At 60.6% G+C, this 16,821-nt stretch carries 15 protein-coding genes, 1 pseudogene and 1 riboswitch; of the genes and pseudogenes, 12 read left to right on the top strand and 4 right to left on the bottom strand.

Annotated features, from left to right (window positions below):
* Positions 1-57: 57 nt before the first annotated feature.
* The 3 genes from lpcA to E5E96_RS22075 all read left to right on the top strand — a co-directional run bounded on the left by lpcA (position 58) and on the right by E5E96_RS22075 (position 2,214).
* Positions 58-636, top strand: a complete 579-nt coding sequence (lpcA, locus tag E5E96_RS22085; protein ID WP_011705469.1) for a D-sedoheptulose 7-phosphate isomerase — start codon at positions 58-60, stop codon at positions 634-636.
* 141 nt (positions 637-777) lie between these two features.
* A complete protein-coding gene (locus E5E96_RS22080; RefSeq protein WP_029301368.1) occupies positions 778-1,557 on the top strand; it encodes a class II glutamine amidotransferase in 780 nt (259 codons plus the stop codon).
* 321 nt (positions 1,558-1,878) lie between these two features.
* Positions 1,879-2,214 (top strand): Hpt domain-containing protein, encoded by a 336-nt coding sequence (locus tag E5E96_RS22075; protein ID WP_017410426.1) that lies wholly within the window; start codon positions 1,879-1,881, stop codon positions 2,212-2,214.
* A gap of 51 nt (positions 2,215-2,265) precedes the next feature.
* On the opposite strand, the gene yvcK is transcribed toward E5E96_RS22075, so the two are convergent.
* On the bottom strand, positions 2,266-3,177 hold the full coding sequence (gene yvcK, locus E5E96_RS22070; RefSeq protein WP_171283162.1) for a uridine diphosphate-N-acetylglucosamine-binding protein YvcK: 912 nt from the start codon (positions 3,175-3,177) through the stop codon (positions 2,266-2,268).
* 113 nt (positions 3,178-3,290) lie between these two features.
* Between yvcK and E5E96_RS22065 the strand changes: the two genes are divergently transcribed.
* Entirely contained in the window at positions 3,291-4,475 is a 1,185-nt protein-coding gene (locus tag E5E96_RS22065) for an FIST signal transduction protein (RefSeq protein WP_171283161.1), read from the top strand.
* Positions 4,476-4,493: 18 nt separating this feature from the next.
* Positions 4,494-6,590 (top strand): ATP-binding protein, encoded by a 2,097-nt coding sequence (locus E5E96_RS22060; RefSeq protein ID WP_171283160.1) that lies wholly within the window; start codon positions 4,494-4,496, stop codon positions 6,588-6,590.
* 227 nt (positions 6,591-6,817) lie between these two features.
* Here the strand turns inward: E5E96_RS22060 and E5E96_RS22055 are convergent, their stop codons facing one another.
* The 3 genes and pseudogenes from E5E96_RS22055 to narQ form a co-directional block, all read right to left on the bottom strand.
* Positions 6,818-7,393, bottom strand: a complete 576-nt coding sequence (locus E5E96_RS22055) for an LON peptidase substrate-binding domain-containing protein (protein WP_017410430.1) — start codon at positions 7,391-7,393, stop codon at positions 6,818-6,820.
* A 104-nt stretch (positions 7,394-7,497) separates the two neighbouring features.
* Positions 7,498-8,136, bottom strand: coding sequence for a two-component system response regulator NarL (gene narL, locus E5E96_RS22050; protein WP_011705476.1), 639 nt, complete (start codon positions 8,134-8,136; stop codon positions 7,498-7,500).
* Positions 8,136-9,847: pseudogene (gene narQ / locus E5E96_RS22045) on the bottom strand (nitrate/nitrite two-component system sensor histidine kinase NarQ). The gene narL and the pseudogene narQ overlap by 1 nt, the downstream one beginning before the upstream one ends.
* A gap of 79 nt (positions 9,848-9,926) precedes the next feature.
* A riboswitch (molybdenum cofactor riboswitch) is annotated at positions 9,927-10,066 on the top strand.
* Here narQ and moaA point away from each other — a divergent pair.
* The 7 genes from moaA (at position 10,054) to E5E96_RS22010 (ending at position 16,817) form a co-directional block, all read left to right on the top strand.
* Positions 10,054-11,049, top strand: coding sequence for a GTP 3',8-cyclase MoaA (gene moaA, locus E5E96_RS22040; RefSeq protein WP_171283159.1), 996 nt, complete (start codon positions 10,054-10,056; stop codon positions 11,047-11,049). (Overlaps the previous riboswitch by 13 nt.)
* Before the next feature lie 249 nt (positions 11,050-11,298).
* Entirely contained in the window at positions 11,299-11,808 is a 510-nt protein-coding gene (gene napF, locus E5E96_RS22035; protein ID WP_011705479.1) for a ferredoxin-type protein NapF, read from the top strand.
* Between the two features lie 29 nt (positions 11,809-11,837).
* On the top strand, positions 11,838-12,101 hold the full coding sequence (locus E5E96_RS22030) for a chaperone NapD (protein ID WP_171283158.1): 264 nt from the start codon (positions 11,838-11,840) through the stop codon (positions 12,099-12,101).
* Between the two features lie 148 nt (positions 12,102-12,249).
* Complete coding sequence (napA, locus tag E5E96_RS22025) at positions 12,250-14,739, top strand: nitrate reductase catalytic subunit NapA (protein WP_016350252.1); 2,490 nt, start codon at positions 12,250-12,252, stop codon at positions 14,737-14,739.
* 16 nt (positions 14,740-14,755) lie between these two features.
* A complete protein-coding gene (gene napG / locus E5E96_RS22020; RefSeq protein ID WP_011705482.1) occupies positions 14,756-15,490 on the top strand; it encodes a ferredoxin-type protein NapG in 735 nt (244 codons plus the stop codon).
* The gene (gene napH / locus E5E96_RS22015) at positions 15,487-16,362 is read left to right on the top strand and encodes a quinol dehydrogenase ferredoxin subunit NapH (RefSeq protein ID WP_171283157.1); all 876 of its coding nucleotides are present in this window, start codon (positions 15,487-15,489) and stop codon (positions 16,360-16,362) included. Before napG ends, napH begins: the two co-directional genes overlap by 4 nt.
* Positions 16,362-16,817: a nitrate reductase cytochrome c-type subunit gene (locus E5E96_RS22010; RefSeq protein ID WP_005299342.1), complete on the top strand. Its 456-nt coding sequence runs from the start codon at positions 16,362-16,364 to the stop codon at positions 16,815-16,817. Before napH ends, E5E96_RS22010 begins: the two co-directional genes overlap by 1 nt.
* Positions 16,818-16,821: the final 4 nt, after the last annotated feature.

Below are 16,821 nucleotides of genomic sequence, written 5' to 3'. Positions count from 1 at the left end.
CGACTCCGGGATTGGCTTGTGCGACAATGGCATGGCCCATATTTTGGAAGAGACATCATGTACCAAGAACTGATCCGCAATGAATTGACCGAAGCTGCCAGCGTGCTCCAGGCGTTCCTGGCAGATGAGCAAAATCTCAAGGACATCGAAGCGGCCGCCAAGCTGCTCGCTGACTCCTTCAAGCAGGAAGGCAAGGTACTCTCCTGTGGCAATGGTGGCTCCCACTGCGACGCCATGCACTTTGCCGAAGAGCTGACCGGCCGTTATCGCGAGAACCGCCCCGGTTATGCCGGTATCGCCATCTCCGATCCCAGCCACCTCTCCTGTGTGTCCAACGACTTTGGCTATGACTACGTCTTCTCTCGCTACGTAGAGGCAGTCGGCCGTCGCGGTGACGTGCTGCTCGGCATCTCCACCAGCGGCAACTCCGGCAATATCCTGAAAGCCATCGAGGCTGCCCACGCCAAAGGCATGAAGGTGATTGCGTTGACCGGCAAGGACGGCGGCAAGATGGCCGGCCTGGCCGATGTCGAGATCCGGGTGCCGCACTTTGGTTACGCCGACCGCATTCAGGAAGTGCACATCAAGGTGATCCACATCCTGATCCAGCTGGTCGAAAAAGAGATGGCCAAGTAAGGCAGGGATCGCGAGCCGGGATAGTCGTGCCTTGTCTGGCCGTGTCCCGGCGGGATCTTGCGCAAGCGGCCGGTGTCAGCGCAGGCTGAGCCGGCCGATTGGCAAAATGAGATGGTCAAGTAAGCAAGGAGCCCGCAGCCTATGTGCGAACTGCTCGGCATGAGTGCCAATGTGCCGACCGATATCTGCTTCAGCTTCACCGGCCTGATGCTGCGCGGCGGCAAGACCGGGCCTCACAAGGATGGCTGGGGCATCACTTTTTACGAAGGGAAAGGCTTTCGTACCTTCAAGGATCCCGAGCCCAGCGCCCAGTCGCCGATTGCCAGGCTGGTGCAGGCGCTGCCCATCAAGAGCCGCGCCGTGGTCAGCCATATTCGGCAGGCCAACCGCGGCTGCGTCTCGCTGGAGAATACCCACCCCTTTACCCGCGAGCTGTGGGGCCGTTACTGGACCTTTGCCCACAATGGCCAGTTGACGGGTTACAAAGGGTTGGCCACCGGCCGCCATCGACCGGTGGGCGACACCGACAGCGAGCACGCCTTCTGCTGGCTGCTCGATCGGCTGGAGCAGAAGTATCCCCGACGCCCTGCCAACTTTCCCGCCATGTTTCGCTACCTGGCGACCCTGTGCGACGAGCTGCGCGGCCTGGGGGTATTCAACATGTTGCTGTCGGATGGGGAGTTCGTGATGACCTACTGCAGCAACAATCTCTACTGGTTGACCCGGCGAGCCCCGTTCGGGGAGGCCCGTCTGCTGGATGAAGATGTCGCCATCGACTTTCAGAGCGAGACGACACCGGACGATGTGGTGACCCTGATTGCGACCCGGCCGCTGACCGGTAATGAAGACTGGGTAAAAATGGCGCCAGGCGAGTTCAGTCTGTTTCGACTGGGTGAGCGGGTTGGTGCCAATCAGCTGTGATAATCAACTGATCCAGAGATAAAAAAATACCAGGGTAGAATCCTACCCTGGTTCTTCGCAGCAGCCATACAGGCAAAAGGGATGAGAGAGGTGTTGCTGAGTCGCATCATTCTCATGGCTGCCATTGTTATTTGATTGTTAATTTCATGGCAACATTTATGTTGCAACTCGGCCATCTATTGTCTGGTTAGGCGATCCTGATCACGTTTTTCTGATTCACGTCCCGTTTGAGTTCGATTTTCTGACGGCGATGAGACGTGACTGAGTCGTGCCGGGCATCTATAGTATGGTCTGTTTGAATACCATCAGGAGGATGACGGAATGGAGTGGCTGGATCAGAAGGTGTTGCGACAGCTGGCGGAAGATATCGGCCAGGAGATGATGCCGGTGGTGATCTCGGTCTTCATCGAAGAGGTGGGGGAACAGCTTGCCCAGCTGCGCCCGCTCTATGAACAGCAGGACTGGCCCGCATTAGCACGGCTTGCCCACAGCATGAAGTCCTCCTGTGGCAGCTATGGCGCCCAGCTCAGTTACCAGCAGGTGGTGGCGCTGGAACAAGCCTGCAAACATGAAGATGGCGAGCAAGTCGCCCGTCTGCTGGCCGAGCTGGAGCAATCCCTGCCCCAGGTGCTTTCCCACCTCGCCAACTATCACTGAGTCCCTGCAGCCGGCGCATCGGCGCCGGACTTGCCATCCTCTACCCGCCCGCTAGCGTTGATTGACCAGTTGCTGGATAACCCTGTCCAGTGCCAGCTTCAATTTCAGGCGATCGTGCCGATGGGGAAGGGCGGCCTCACCCAGCTCGGCCAGGATCAATCGGCCAGCCAGCTCTGCCGGATATTCCCCCGCCGGGGCCAGAATGGTATCGACCCGACCCGCGCCGACCCGTGATTCCAGCCAGCGCCACTGATTGTGCAGGCTGAGCTGGCTGGCAGGGCCGCTTTCGGCGACCAGATTGCAGATGAACACCAGCATGGCATCGCTCTCGTTGATGGCCTGGGCCACCTCAGCCAGCAGCAGGGGCGGCATGATGGAAGTAAGAAAGCTGCCGGGGCCGAGGATGATCATGTCGGCCTGTGCCAATGCCTGCACCGCTTCGCGGGTGGCCGGTACCTCCGGGCTCAGGCTGAGAGAGAGCGGCGGGGTGTCGAGCTGATCGATGGAGACTTCCCCCAGGATCTGGTTGCCACAGGCCGTGTGGGCGCACAGGTCGGTGGGAAATTCAGACATGGGTAACAATTGTGACTCTATTTTCAGCATGTCGCTGATGAGCTTGATAGCATCAAGAGGGCGCACGCAGAGGTTGTCGAGCGCCAGCAGCATCAGATTGCCGAGGTTGTGGCCAGCCAGTTCGCCGCGACCGGCGAACCGATATTCGAACAGCAGGCTGCCGATACTGGGATCGGTCACCAGTTGATTAAGGCAGTTGCGCAGATCCCCCCAGGCGATACACTCCTGGCTCTTGCGCAGTCGTCCGGTAGAGCCGCCATCATCGGTGGTGGTGACGATGCCGGTCAGGCGCGATCCCAGAAACGAGAGTGAAGAGAGCACGCGGCCCATGCCGTGACCGCCACCGATGGCGACGACCCGGTCAAAATCATTGATGTTCTTCTGCCACATGCCGTTTTCCTGTGGTTGGGCTCAATTGAATGTGATTCTAATCGATAAGACGGGATAATTGTTTGATTAAGGTATGATTTTTGCTTACCCCCAGCATCATGAACAACTAGGAGATGGTGTTGCACTTCCTGACGGCTCACTCTCTTGAAGAGACCTCCCTGCTGGCTGCCCGGCAGGTCAGTGAGCGGCTGCTCGCTCAATCACCTCATTCCCCTTCGCTGTTACTGGTCTATTTTACTCAGGCTCACGATGCCGAGGAACTGCGCCATCACTTCAAACAGCAGTTCCCGTCGTCTCGAATGATAGGTTGCAGCTCCTGTGGCGGGGTCATGACCCAGACCGGTCATCATGCCCGCCAGGGGATCGGTCTGGCAGTGGCGGCTATCTACGATGACAAGGGAGCCTACGGCGTGGCGGGCCAGGCGGGGGATGCGGTGGATGTGCGCCAGCTGCTGCGCAGTGCCATCGCCGATGGGGGACGCCCCGGCGAGCTGCCACAACTCATCTTGCTGCATGCAAGCCCGGGCCAGGAGGAGGCGATGCTGGAGAGCATCGAAGCCGAGCTGGGCACGACGGTCCCAGTCGTCGGGGGCTCCGCTGCCGACAACAGCGTCAACGGTGACTGGCAGTTGTGCTGGGATGAGGGCAGTACCCGTGAAGGCGTCGCACTGGCCGTGCTCTATCCCGATTGCCAGCTGGCGTTCCAGTTTCACTCCGGCTATGTCCCCACCGAATATCGCGGCACCATCACGGCCCTGTCGGGACGGGAGATCCTCACCATCGATCATGAGCCCGCGGCCGAGGTCTATGCTCGCTGGAGCGGACGGACAACCCCCTGGCCGGTCGGTCCCATCCTGCGGGAGACCACCCTGTCGCCGCTGGCCAGACAGGTTGGCACCCTGGATGACATGCCCTATTACAAGCTCTCCCACCCGGAGGCCGTGACAGAAGGTGGCGGATTGCGCCTCTTTACCGATACTCAGGTCGGGGAGCGGTTGCTGCTGATGTACAGCAGCCAGGAGGGCTTGCTGCAACGCAGTCTGAATGCAACCCGCATCGAACCCGAGTACGGCATGGCCACCGAGATGCAGCCGTTTGGCGCCCTTGTGATTTTTTGTGCTGGTTGTCGCTTGGCTCTTGGTGATAGCTTATGCCAATTTGTCGATCAATTTCATACCCGGCTGGGGGACATCCCCTTCATCACCCCGTTCACCTTCGGCGAGCAGGGCCGCCTGCCCCATGGTGAGCTGGCGCACGGCAACCTGATGGTCTCGAGCGTGATCTTCCTCGACAGCTGACATTGCGCTGGAAACAAGATGATAGGTAACACGGAACTGGAAGCCCTCGGCGACAAGCTGCAGACCACCTTGGTGGAGCTGGTGCGTTGCCGGGAACGCGAGGCCAAATACCGCCAGGAGTCGCAAACCCTGTTGTGCGGGGTGGCGACGCTGGCCGATGCCCAGACGCTGGAACAGGTGCTGGACAGCCTCATTCAGGTGCTCAAGCCCTTCATCGGCTTCGAACATGCGGATGTGGTGGCCTGGGAGGGAGAAGGCGGCGTCACTCACCTCAGCACCCAGGATGGTGAAGTGGGGCGCAGCTGGCGGCTGACCCCGCTGTTCTCTCGCGCCATCGAGGGAGAGACTCTGGTTATCTATGATCCGACCCAGTTGCCGGAACTCGCACCGTTGGCCGATGTTGAGGGCTGGGCCAGCGTGATGATGACGGGCTTGCGCGCTCCCGGTTTTTCCGGCGTGCTTATCTGCCGTCACGCCGTGATGGGGACCTTCGATCTCAAGAGCAAGGCGGCCATGCAGCGCTGTCGTCCGCTCATCTCCCAGGCGCTGGTCAACATCGCTTATCGAGCCCGCCTGCAGGAACAGGTCGAGCTGAAAACGCTGGCCCTGCAAGCGGGCGAGCAGCGTTTTCGCAGTTTTGCCGGCATGGCGTCCGACTGGTTCTGGGAGACGGATACCGAGCACCGGCTGAGCTATGTATCGGCCCCCGGCCAGCAGGGGGATATGCTGGTGCATCAACCCGGCCAGAGCCTCTACGATTACGCTCATGACAGGCGCGACCCCGAATGGGGCAAGTATCGCCGGCTCATCGGTCTGCACCTGCCGGTGCGGGCGGTGCGGGCCCAGGTCAGCCTGGCCAAGGGGACACGCTGGATGGAGATCAATGCCGAGCCCTGTTTCGATGGCGCCGGCATCTTCATCGGTTATCGCGGTACGGCGCGGGATGTGGGCAACCAGATCCGCCGTGAGCAGGAGCTGGCCAGGGCGCGGGACGAAGCGGAAGCGGCCAACCGTGCCAAGTCGCAGTTCCTGGCCATGATGACCCACGAGATCCGTTCTCCCATGAACGCGGTGCTGGGGATGCTGGATCTGCTGCAACACGCCCAGCTCGAACCCCAGCAACAGACGCTGCTGGGCCACGCCACCCATGCGGCTCGTCTGCTGCAGACCATCATCGACGACGTGCTCGATTTCTCGAAGATTGAATCCCATACCCTGGAGTTTCACTGCGAGACGCTGCAGCCGGCCCAGCTTTGTCAGTCCCTCATCGAGCCGCTGCTGGCGCAGGCGGGCAGCAAGGGCATCGACCTGCGTTGGCGGGTGGACGACACCGTACCAGCCCAGCTGCAGGGGGATCCGGTGCGCCTCTCCCAGGTGATCAGCAACCTGCTCGGCAACGCGGTGAAATTCACCAGTCAGGGCAGCGTATTGCTGCAACTGAGCTGGCATGAACAGCAATTGAGGGTCTCGGTGACCGACAGCGGGATCGGTATCTCGGCCGAGGATCAGGCGCTGCTGTTCGAACCCTTCTCTCAGGTCGACAGTTCGGCCACCCGCCGCTTCTCGGGCACCGGGCTGGGGCTGGCCATCAGCAAGCGGCTGGTGGAGTTGATGGGCGGCAGCATTCAGCTGCGCAGTGCCCCCGGTGAGGGGAGCTGCTTCTGGTTCGATTTACCGGGTATGGCGCTGCCATGTGAATGCAGCAGCCGGCCCGAGCCGGATCAGCAGCCCATTCAGGATCTGGATGTGCTGGTGGTGGAAGACAGTCCGGTCAATCAGCTGGTGGTATCGCTCATGCTGCAAAAGCTGGTGAGCCGGGTCAGAGTCGCGGCCAACGGGCTGGAGGCGCTGGCCCAGGTAGCGGAGCAACGGCCTGATCTCATCCTGATGGACATGCGGATGCCGCAGATGGATGGACTGGAGGCGACCCGGCGTCTGCGAGAACTGGGTTGTAGCGTGCCCATCGTGGCGCTGACGGCCAACGCCATGGCGGAAGACAGGGCTCGTTGCCTGGCCCAGGGGATGGATGACTTTCTGGCCAAACCGATAAGTCTGATGCGGCTGCGAGAGTGTCTGCAACGCCATTTTCAACCCGCAGCGCCGGATCGCAGCTAAAAAAAATGGTCAACCTGGGTGGTTGACCAATTCTTCAGCAAATACTGAAGAGAGCACGGGATAAATCGGGTTGTACGATTCTATATGAAAAAGTCGTGCCAACTTTTCAGAACCAGTTTATGCGGCTTGCAGCGCGGTTATTGATTTCTATTGGGCGCTTGATTTGCAAAATGCGAAATTCTTGTTTTCATTATCGGAATATTCGCATTTTGCAATACACTTCTGACTCACTGTGCGATCAGTCGGCGTAAGAATTGACGGGCCGCTTCGCTATTTTGTTTGGCAATCAACATCTGCTTTTCATAGATCGGCATCGGCAGGATTTCGAGCCAGCGTTGGCAGAGCCAGGCCGCATCGTCAAACTGCTTGTCCGGGTAAAGTTCATCCAGTTCCGGATACTGTTCAAACACTTCCCGCAGCCGGGTCACCAGCGGCTTGTCGCTGAAGTCTGAATGGGTGCTTGGCCAGTTGGGCAGCGCTTCGACTCTGGCCCGGCGCAGACCCAGCTCGTCCGTTTCCATCTCGTGGATGCAGAAACGCTCCATGCCGAGTACGGTGACGCCGAGCAGGCCGTCATTCAGGGTGTAAAAGTCGGTGACTTTGACCCGGGTGCCGACTGGCAGGATCCGCCCGGACTTGCCAGTCGTTGTCGCCTCTTCCATCACGATGCCGAAGCCCTGGTCATTGATGAATGACTCTTTGAGCATCTGCAGGTGGCGCGGTTCAAACAAACGCAGAGGAAGCTTGCCACCAGGCAGTATGTGGGAAGGCAAGGGGAACAGTGCCAAGGGTTGAAGTTTCATGTTCCATCCTCCATTGAGTAGTTGCTGAATAGGACAATGCAGCGACTGTGCCAGAGAATGAAAAAAGCCACCGGAAGGTGGCTTTTTGCTGGATGGGAGGGCGTTTAGTTGCGCTGCTCCAGGTACATGACAGCAGCTTCCACGCGGCTTTGCGCCTCGAGCTTCTTGAGCAGGCTCTTGACGTGTACCTTGACCGTGCCTTCGGAAATATGGAGCACGGAGGCGACCTGTTTGTTGGAGAGGCCCTTTGCAATTTCGCGCAGGATTTGCATTTCGCGACGCGTTAAGCTCTCCAGCTTCTGCTGCAGGTGATCCAGCTCGTAGATGTTCTCGAGGTAGGGACGCAGCGGCTCGCTCAGGATCTGCTTGCCGGTCATCACGTCCGCCAGCTGGGCCAGCAGCATCTCTGGCTCGGTATCCTTGAGCAGGTAGCCATCGGCGCCAGCCTTGAGCAGCGCCACCACGTCCTGACGGGCGTCGGAAACGGTCAGGATCACCACCCGGGAGGTGACCTCTTCGGTGCGCAGCGCCTTGAGGGTATCCAGACCGGAGAGGCCTTTCATGTTGAGGTCGAGCAGGATCAGATCCGGTTCGGACTCCTTGGCCATGGCGACGGCGTCGGTGCCGTTGGACGCTTCACCGACCACCTCTATGTTCTCTTCCAGGGCCAGCAATTGCACAATCCCTTTGCGCATGAGGGGATGGTCATCCACGACCAGAACACTATATTTCATCTCGTCCATCAGGCATCTCTTGTTAGGCTGGTGGGAAAGGTCAGATGTACGCAGGTGCCTCTGGGCGGCTGCTCACTGATGGTCAGCAGACCATGCAACTTGCTAGCACGCTCATTCATGATGCTAAGGCCATAGTGGTTGACCGCCGAGCTTGCGATCCCTATTCCGACACCGTCATCTGAAATCTGAACCTGAATGTTACCATTGGCGAGGGTCTCACAGCTAACATCAATCACTTGCGCGTTGGCATGTTTGATGGCGTTGAGCACTGCCTCACGGATCAGCTGCAGGATATGGATATGCTGGCCCGCCTCCAGATCCGTATCGGCCAGACCGTAATGGAGCCCGATCTCGGCCTGGGTCTGTGGCTTGAGCTGTTCCAGCATCACCTTGATGGCTTCCCCCAGATTGGCGTCACCTATGCTGAGGCGGAAGGTGCCGAGCAGTTCACGCAACTGGGTGTAGGCGCTGCTGAGCCCCTCGTCGATCTGTTGCATGGCGGCCTCTGTCTTGGCGGATTCCCCCTTGGCGAAGGCGCGTTTGAGCAGGGTGGACTGGATCTTGAGATAGGAGAGCGCCTGGGCCAGCGAGTCGTGCAGCTCGCGGGCGATGACGGCTCTCTCTTCCATTAGCAGCAGCCGCTGATGTTGCAGCAGGGTCTGATCCTTGTGCAGCACCTGGGCCAGCAGCATGGAGAAGTTCTTCATCAGCCGCTCGTCTATGGGGTGGCTGCTGATCACGTCAAGCCGACCGTACTCCTGCTCATCCATCTGCAGATGAAAGCTCACCACTGAGTCGAGATCGCCGGGCCAGCCCTTGCGTCCCGTGATGTAGTCCGGCATGGCGTTGTGTTCGAAGCGGGTCAGCCGTATGTGGTCTATGTGCTGATGGGCCGCGGCCCGCTCCAGCAGCTTGAGCAGGGTGCGCCGGCTCAGCGGCGCCGCATGCAGCTTCTGGGCTGTGCTGTAGAGGAAGGAGAGGGTGTCGTTGGCCTGCTGCAGCTTGGCGGTCTTCTCTTCCACCTTGCTCTCCAGCTCCCGATAAAGCTTGCCCAGTTCGTCGGCCATGGTGACGAAGGCGCCCGACAACTCCCCCAGCTCGTTCTCGCAATGGGGGGCAGGGTGAGATCGAACTCCTGGCGCTGGATCTGGCGGGCGCAATAGACCAGCTGGTTGAGCGGTGCCACCACCTGCTGGCGGGTAAACCGCACGGTAAACCAGGCGATGGTGATGATGGAGAGCAGCCCCAGCCCTTCGGCCAGCGCCAGCATGCGCACCTTGAACTCCACGTGGTACTGCATCTGGTTGACGAAGTCATCGATGGCCGCCACAAACTGCTCAGTGTTGTCGGTGTAGCGTCTGGGGGTGGCATTCTCGATGTGCTCGCGCATCACCTGCCATTGCAGCAACACCTCGCCATAGGTACGGCGCAGGGAGGCAGGGGTGATCCAGCGCTGGGTCTCCTGCAGCTCGGCCGCATGCAGCGTCTGTTCAAACTGATCGAGTCGTCCCAGCACGGGTTGGCCCTGCTCTATCTCGTAGGCCATGCGGTAGGCCTGCATTCGCAGCGAACCCGAGAGGTTGATCGCCTTGGCATCGGGCACCGAGTAGAACAGGGTCACCATGGCCACCACGGCGATCAGGCTTGCCATGAACAGAATGAGCACCATGGAGCGCCCGATGGCGCTGCTGACCGAATGCACTTTGAACCACTTTCCCATGCTGATCGTCTTCCTTCGCATCAGACAATAACCCCACAAAGTAGCATGGGAGTGTACTCCAACTTGTGCTAGCATCGAAAAACTAGATGAACTCCGAGCTGTTTTGCCTAAGTCCTTGCGATAGGGGAAAACCGCCGTCAGCCGATGTTCGAGCTGTAAGGGTCAGGAAAGAAATGCCCTGGCCTCCCGTATTTGGAAAGGTGTTTATGTCGCCACTGCAAGATGGTTTTTCCCGTCGTTTTTACTATTTGCGCCTGTCGGTCACCGATGTGTGCAATTTTCGTTGTACCTACTGTTTGCCCGATGGCTATCGTCCCCCGGACGGGAACAAAGAGGGGCGCAAGTCGTTTCTCTCGCTGGACGAGATCCACCGCATTGTCTCGGGCTTCGCCGCCATGGGCACCCGCAAGGTGCGCCTGACCGGAGGCGAGCCCTCCCTGCGCCGGGACTTCACCGCCATCATAGAGACGGTGGCCAATACCCCTGGCATAGAGAAGGTGGCCATGACCACCAATGGCTACCGCTTGAAAGAGCGCGCCCAGGAGTGGTTCGATGCGGGCCTCACCGCCCTCAACGTCAGCGTCGACAGTCTGGATCCCCGTCAGTTTCACCAGATCACCGGTGAGAACAAGCTGGCGGAGGTGATGGATGGCATCGAAGCGGCGCTGGCGGCCGGCTTCAAGTCGGTCAAGATCAATGCCGTACTGCTCAAGGGACTCAACGATCATCAGCTGGATGCGTTTCTGGCCTGGATCCGGCACAAGCCCATCGAGCTGCGTTTCATCGAGCTGATGCAGACCGGCGAGATGGATACCCTGTTTCGCGATCATCACGCCAGAGGGGCGCTCATCAAGCAGCGTCTGCTCGATGCCGGTTGGCTGCAGCAGCTGCGTGGTGTCGACGATGGCCCCGCCCAGGTGTTCATGCATCCGGAGTCGATGGGCGGGGTAGGGCTCATCATGCCCTACAGCAAGGATTTCTGTGCCGGTTGCAACCGGCTGCGGGTCTCTTCCCTCGGCAAGCTGCACCTCTGTCTGTTCGGCGATCACGGGGTGGAGCTGCGGGATCTGTTGACGGCCGACGGTCAGCAGGATGAATTGCAGCAGCGGATCCGCAGCGCTCTTGTCAGCAAGGCGGCGACCCATCGACTGCACGAAGGCAATGCCGGCATGACCCCGCATCTGGCCTCCATCGGCGGCTGATCCACGGCAGCCGACAAAAATAGCCATCGATTAATAAGCAATCCTCAAATGGGGGTATTTTGCCTTGCCCCCATTGTTCTTTATTGCGCCAAGGGTTTGATCCAGCGCAAGAATCCCCCCTGATTATCTCCCTGGTGGTATATCCCTGAACTTGTCAGGGCCGCAATATACACCCACTCTTATAATAGGTATTGAAAATACCTGTCATGGGACTCACTCGTGCGCCATTACCAGCAGTAAGGAGCCGTTATGCCGGATGGGGTCAACCTGTCGCGTCGCAGTCTGTTTCGGGGTCGTCTGACATCGAATGAGCCTCGGGTGCAACTGCCCTGGTCCGTTGCCTGGTCCGATTTTGCCGCCGACTGCACCCGCTGCGGTGACTGCCTCACGGCTTGCCCGGAGCAGATTCTGGTCAAGGGCGATGGTGGTTTTCCAAGCGTGGATTTTCTGCGCGGCGAGTGCACTTTTTGCGGGGAATGTGTCGCCGCTTGCAAAGTGCCGATATTTCGCCCGACCACGGAGGCACCCTGGCAATACATCGCCCATATTGAAGCCAACTGTCTGGCCCATGGCCAGGTATTCTGCCAGCGCTGCCAGGACAGTTGTGAGCCCCGGGCGATCCGTTTCTCCCCCGTGCTGGGCCGGGTGCCGACCCCCAGCATCGATGCGGCAGCCTGCACCGGTTGCGGTGCCTGCGTGATGGATTGTCCGGTGGGCAGCATCCGGGTGGGGGCACCCGCTGGCGAGGAGTCCAGATGAAGCAGGATCTGTGTGAAGCAGGAGTCACAATGAAACAAGAGTTCCATGTATCGAGCCTGGTGGTGCTGACCCAGCCCTCCTTGCGTCACCAGCTCGCAGACGAGATCGCGACCCTCGAGGGAGCCGAGATCCATGCCGTCAGTGATGAGGGCAAGCTGGTGGTGACCCTGGAAGGTCTGAGCCAGCGTCCCATCATGGCGGCCATCGACGCCATCAATGCGATGCCGGGCGTATTGTCCGCCGCCCTGATTTACCACCAGTTTGATGAGCTCGAGGCCCAGAGCAAGGAGTAGCGCCATGAGGCCGAGCCTGCGTGATTCATCGTAATGGCCGCCATGGATGCAAAGATAAAGCGATGCCGGGGTACGAGTTCGCCGCCCTGAGCCAAAACCAGTTCGATACACTCGACAACTTACGCGATAAGCAATGTGAGGATATGCCATGAAGCTGAGTCGACGCGACTTTATGAAGGCCAACGCGGTGGCGGCAGCCGCTGCCGTTGCTGGTGTCAGTGCCCCCACGCTGGCGGCCAATCTGATCACCAGTACCGACAAGACCGCCATCACCTGGGACAAGGCACCGTGCCGTTTCTGCGGTACCGGCTGTTCCGTGTTGGTGGGTTCCCAGGATGGGCGCGTCGTGGCGACCCAGGGCGATCCCGATGCACCGGTCAACCGCGGTCTTAACTGCATCAAGGGTTACTTCCTGTCCAAGATCATGTATGGCCAGGATCGCTTGACCCAGCCCATGCTGCGCATGACGGACGGCAAGTTCGACAAGAACGGCAACTTCGCTCCCATCAGCTGGGATCAGGCCTTCGACATCATGGCCGAGAAGTTCAAGGCCACCCTCAAAGAGAAGGGCCCGACCGCCGTCGGCATGTTCGGCTCCGGCCAGTGGACCGTGTGGGAAGGCTATGCCGCCGCCAAGCTGATGAAGGCGGGTCTGCGTACCAACAACCTGGATCCCAATGCCCGTCACTGCATGGCTTCCGCGGTGGTGGGCTTCATGCGTACCTTCGGCATGGATGAACCCATGGGCTGCTACGACGACATCGAGCAGGCCGACGCCTTCGTGCTGTGGGGCTCCAACATGGCCGAGATGCACCCCATCCTCTGGTCACGCATCTCCGATCGCCGTCTGTCCCACCAGGATGTGCAGGTGCACGTGCTCTCCACCTTCGAGCACCGCAGCTTCGAGCTGGCGGACAACGGCATGGTGTTCACCCCGCAGACCGACTTGGCGATCCTCAACTACATCGCCAACTACATCATCCAGAACGACAAGGTGAACTGGGAGTTCGTCAACAAGCACACCCAGTTCCGCAAAGGGGTGACCGACATCGGTTACGGCCTGCGTCCTACCAACCCGCTGCAGCAGAAGGCCAAGAACCCGGACAGCGGCGACTCCACCCCGATGAGCTTCGACGACTTCGCCAAGTTCGTGGCGGATTACGATCTGGAGTCCGTTTCCAAGCTCTCCGGCGTACCGAAGGACAAGCTCGAGAAGCTGGCCCAGCTCTATGCCGATCCGAGCAAGAAGGTGGTCTCTTACTGGACCATGGGCTTCAACCAGCATACCCGCGGTGTCTGGGCCAACAACCTCTGCTACAACATCCACCTGCTGACCGGCAAGATCTCTACCCCGGGCTCGGGTCCGTTCTCCCTGACCGGTCAGCCTTCCGCCTGTGGCACTGCCCGTGAAGTGGGTACCTTCGCCCACCGTTTGCCGGCCGACATGGTGGTGACCGAACCCAAGCACCGCGCCATCGCCGAGAAGATCTGGAAGCTGCCGGAAGGCACCATCCCGGAGCAGGTGGGCTACCACGCCGTGCTGCAAAACCGCATGCTCAAGGATGGCAAGCTCAACGCCTACTGGGTGATGTGCAACAACAACATGCAAGCCGGCCCGAACATGAACGAAGAGGGGCTGCCCGGTTATCGCAACCCGGCCAACTTCATCGTGGTGTCCGACCCTTATCCGACCGTGACCGCCCAGGCGGCCGACCTCATCCTGCCGACCGCCATGTGGGTAGAGAAAGAGGGGGCCTACGGCAACGCCGAGCGCCGAACCCAGTTCTGGCACCAGCAGGTCAAGCCGCCGGAAGGGGCCAAGTCCGACCTGTGGCAGCTGATGGAGTTCTCCAAGCGCTTCAAGGTGGAAGAGGTGTGGCCGGCGGAGCTCATCGCCAAGATGCCGGAAGTGAAGGGCAAGACCCTGTTCGACGTGCTCTATGCCAACGGCCAGGTCAACCAGTTCCCGAAAGAGCAGAGCAAGGGGGCCCTGAACGACGAGGCCGAGCACTTTGGTTTCTATGTCCAGAAGGGTCTGTTCGAAGAGTACGCCACCTTCGGCCGCGGCCATGGCCACGACCTGGCACCGTTCGACCAGTACCACGAAGCCCGCGGCCTGCGCTGGCCGGTGGTGGACGGCAAGGAGACCCTGTGGCGCTATCGCGAAGGGTTCGACCCTTACGTGAAAGCGGGCGAAGGGGTGCGTTTCTACGGCAAGCCGGACGGCAAGGCGGTGATCTTCGCGCTGCCCTATGAGCCGGCTGCCGAAGCTCCGGACAAAGAGTACGACATGTGGCTCTCCACCGGTCGCGTGCTGGAGCACTGGCACACCGGCACCATGACTCGCCGGGTCCCCGAGCTCTATCGCGCCTTCCCGGATGCGGTGCTGTTCATGCACCCGGAAGATGCCAAGGCCCGTGGCGTGCGCCGTGGTGAAGAGGTGATCGTCTCCTCCCGCCGCGGCGAGGTGAAGACCCGGGTCGAGACCCGCGGCCGCAACCGTCCGCCCAAGGGACTGGTGTTCATGCCCTTCTTCGACGCGAGCCAGCTGGTCAACAAGTTGACCCTGGACGCCACCGATCCGCTCTCCAAAGAGACGGATTACAAGAAGTGCGCCGTCAAGGTCGTCAAGGCATAAGGCGGGGGAGCGCGAGATGAGTCGTAGTCGGCGCCAGTTTCTGGCCGACATGGCCAAGGGGGCCTGCGGTGTGGGCCTGCTTGGTGTGGGGCTCGGCGGCATGGCGCGCCAGCAGGTGCAGGCCGTGCCTGCCCAGGCGCTGCGCCCGCCGGCTGCCCTCGACGAGGCGCAGTTCCTCGGCGCCTGCGTGCGCTGCGGGCTCTGCGTCGAGGCCTGCCCCTACGACACCCTCAAACTCGCCCGGCTGTTTGAACCCGTGACCACCGGCACCCCCTACTTCAAGGCGCGCGCCGTCCCGTGCGAGATGTGTGAAGACATCCCCTGCGTGGTGGCCTGCCCGAGCGGGGCGCTGGATCAGACCATGACCGACATCGATCAGGCGCGGATGGGAGTGGCAGTGCTCATCGATCACGAGACCTGCCTCAACTACCTGGGGCTGCGCTGCGACGTCTGCTACCGGGTCTGTCCGCTCATCGACAAGGCGATCACCCTGGAGCTGCAGCACAACCAGCGCACCGGCAAACACGCCATGTTCCTGCCCACGGTGCACAGCGATGTCTGCACCGGTTGCGGCAAGTGCGAGCATGCCTGCGTGCTGGAGGAGGCGGCCATCAAGGTGGTGCCTCGCCAGCTCGCCAAGGGGGAGATTGGCCACCACTACCGGCTCGGCTGGGAAGAGAAGGCGAAGGCGGGCAAATCGCTCATCGGCGACAGGCTCACCCTGCCGACCCGCAAACCGGAGGGGCTATGAGTCGTTATCCGGGAGCCGAGGCCACGGCCAGGCTGGGCTGGTGGCGGTCACACCGCTTCCTGCTGCTGCGCCGGCTCTGCCAGTTCGGTGTGCTCACGCTGTTCCTGTTGGGGCCGCTGGCGAGCATCTGGATCCTAAAGGGCAACCTCTCCAGCTCGCTGCTGCTGGAGACGGTGCCGCTCACGGATCCGCTGACCCTGCTGCAGTCGTTGGCGGCGGGCCACTGGCCCATCCCCACCCTCTGGCTGGGGGCCGTCATCGTGCTGCTGGGTTACTGGCTGGTCGGGGGACGGGTGTTCTGCTCCTGGGTCTGTCCGGTCAACCTGGTCACCGATGCCGCCGCTTGGTTGCGGGGTCGTCTTGGCCTCAAGGGCAACGGGCAGTTCAGCCGTACCACTCGCTACTGGCTGCTGGCCATGGTGCTGGTGGCACCGGCCATCGCCGGTGTACTGGTGTGGGAGCTGGTCAATCCGGTGTCGCTCGCTCTGCGCGGCCTGCTGTTTGGCATGGGGGCGGGTTGGGCCTTGCTGGCGGTGCTGTTCCTGTTCGACCTCTTCGTGGTGGAGCGGGGCTGGTGCGGTCACCTCTGTCCGGTGGGGGCCTTTTATGCCCTGGTCAACCGGGTCGGGTTCATCAAGATTTCTGCCAAGGGGCGCGAGCGGTGCAGCAACTGCATGGATTGTTATGCGGTCTGCCCGGAACGTCCCATCCTGCGCGGCCCCGTTCACGGTGCCAAGCGTGGCCACGGGCCCTTGATTGTGGCTCAGGAGTGTACCAACTGCGGCCGTTGCATCGATGTCTGCGCGGAGCAAGTTTTTGAAATCACTGTAGGTTTTGCCGTCAAGGCAGAGAAAACGTCGGAGAACACATAATGAAGAAGCTGATTGGAGCAATGCTGGCCTGTCTGATGGCAGGTTCCTTGATGGCGGCAGTCCCCGAGATCACCAACAGCACGGGGGGCATCAAATCGGAGCGGGGGAGCACGGATCTGGTGACGGATGCCGATGCGGCCCCCATGAAGAATTTTCGCAAGGATGGTGACCTCTACGATCGCCAGTACATGCATCAGCCTCCGCTGATCCCCCACGACACCCGCAACTATGAAGTGGACAACAAGGTCAACAAGTGCCTGGCTTGTCACAGCTTCAAGAACGCCAGCGCCATGAAGGCCCCCAAGATCAGCCCGACTCACTTCGAGACCCGTGACGGCATGACCCTGGGCGAGGTCTCGCCGCGTCGCTACTTCTGCCTGCAGTGCCACGTGCCGCAAGCGGATGCCAAGCCGCTGGTGGAAAACACGTTTAAACCAGTTGAAGCGCTGAACTGAGGAG

The organism is Aeromonas sp. 1805, from assembly GCF_013085525.1.
GTDB lineage: Bacteria > Pseudomonadota > Gammaproteobacteria > Enterobacterales > Aeromonadaceae > Aeromonas > Aeromonas hydrophila.
The sequence above is the reverse complement of the archived record's forward strand: the minus strand, read 5'-3'. Positions and strand labels throughout refer to the sequence as shown.

Coding starts and splice junctions, on each gene's coding strand:
- E5E96_RS22075 (WP_017410426.1), top strand. CDS start 1,879: ATGGAGTGGCTGGATCAGAAGGTGTTGCGACAGCTGGCGGAAGATATC.
- narL (WP_011705476.1), bottom strand. CDS start 8,136: ATGGACGAGATGAAATATAGTGTTCTGGTCGTGGATGACCATCCCCTC.
- napG (WP_011705482.1), top strand. CDS start 14,756: ATGAGTCGTAGTCGGCGCCAGTTTCTGGCCGACATGGCCAAGGGGGCC.
- napF (WP_011705479.1), top strand. CDS start 11,299: ATGCCGGATGGGGTCAACCTGTCGCGTCGCAGTCTGTTTCGGGGTCGT.
- lpcA (WP_011705469.1), top strand. CDS start 58: ATGTACCAAGAACTGATCCGCAATGAATTGACCGAAGCTGCCAGCGTG.
- napA (WP_016350252.1), top strand. CDS start 12,250: ATGAAGCTGAGTCGACGCGACTTTATGAAGGCCAACGCGGTGGCGGCA.
- E5E96_RS22080 (WP_029301368.1), top strand. CDS start 778: ATGTGCGAACTGCTCGGCATGAGTGCCAATGTGCCGACCGATATCTGC.
- E5E96_RS22030 (WP_171283158.1), top strand. CDS start 11,838: ATGAAACAAGAGTTCCATGTATCGAGCCTGGTGGTGCTGACCCAGCCC.
- yvcK (WP_171283162.1), bottom strand. CDS start 3,177: ATGTGGCAGAAGAACATCAATGATTTTGACCGGGTCGTCGCCATCGGT.
- E5E96_RS22065 (WP_171283161.1), top strand. CDS start 3,291: ATGGTGTTGCACTTCCTGACGGCTCACTCTCTTGAAGAGACCTCCCTG.
- E5E96_RS22060 (WP_171283160.1), top strand. CDS start 4,494: ATGATAGGTAACACGGAACTGGAAGCCCTCGGCGACAAGCTGCAGACC.
- E5E96_RS22010 (WP_005299342.1), top strand. CDS start 16,362: ATGAAGAAGCTGATTGGAGCAATGCTGGCCTGTCTGATGGCAGGTTCC.
- napH (WP_171283157.1), top strand. CDS start 15,487: ATGAGTCGTTATCCGGGAGCCGAGGCCACGGCCAGGCTGGGCTGGTGG.
- moaA (WP_171283159.1), top strand. CDS start 10,054: ATGTCGCCACTGCAAGATGGTTTTTCCCGTCGTTTTTACTATTTGCGC.
- E5E96_RS22055 (WP_017410430.1), bottom strand. CDS start 7,393: ATGAAACTTCAACCCTTGGCACTGTTCCCCTTGCCTTCCCACATACTG.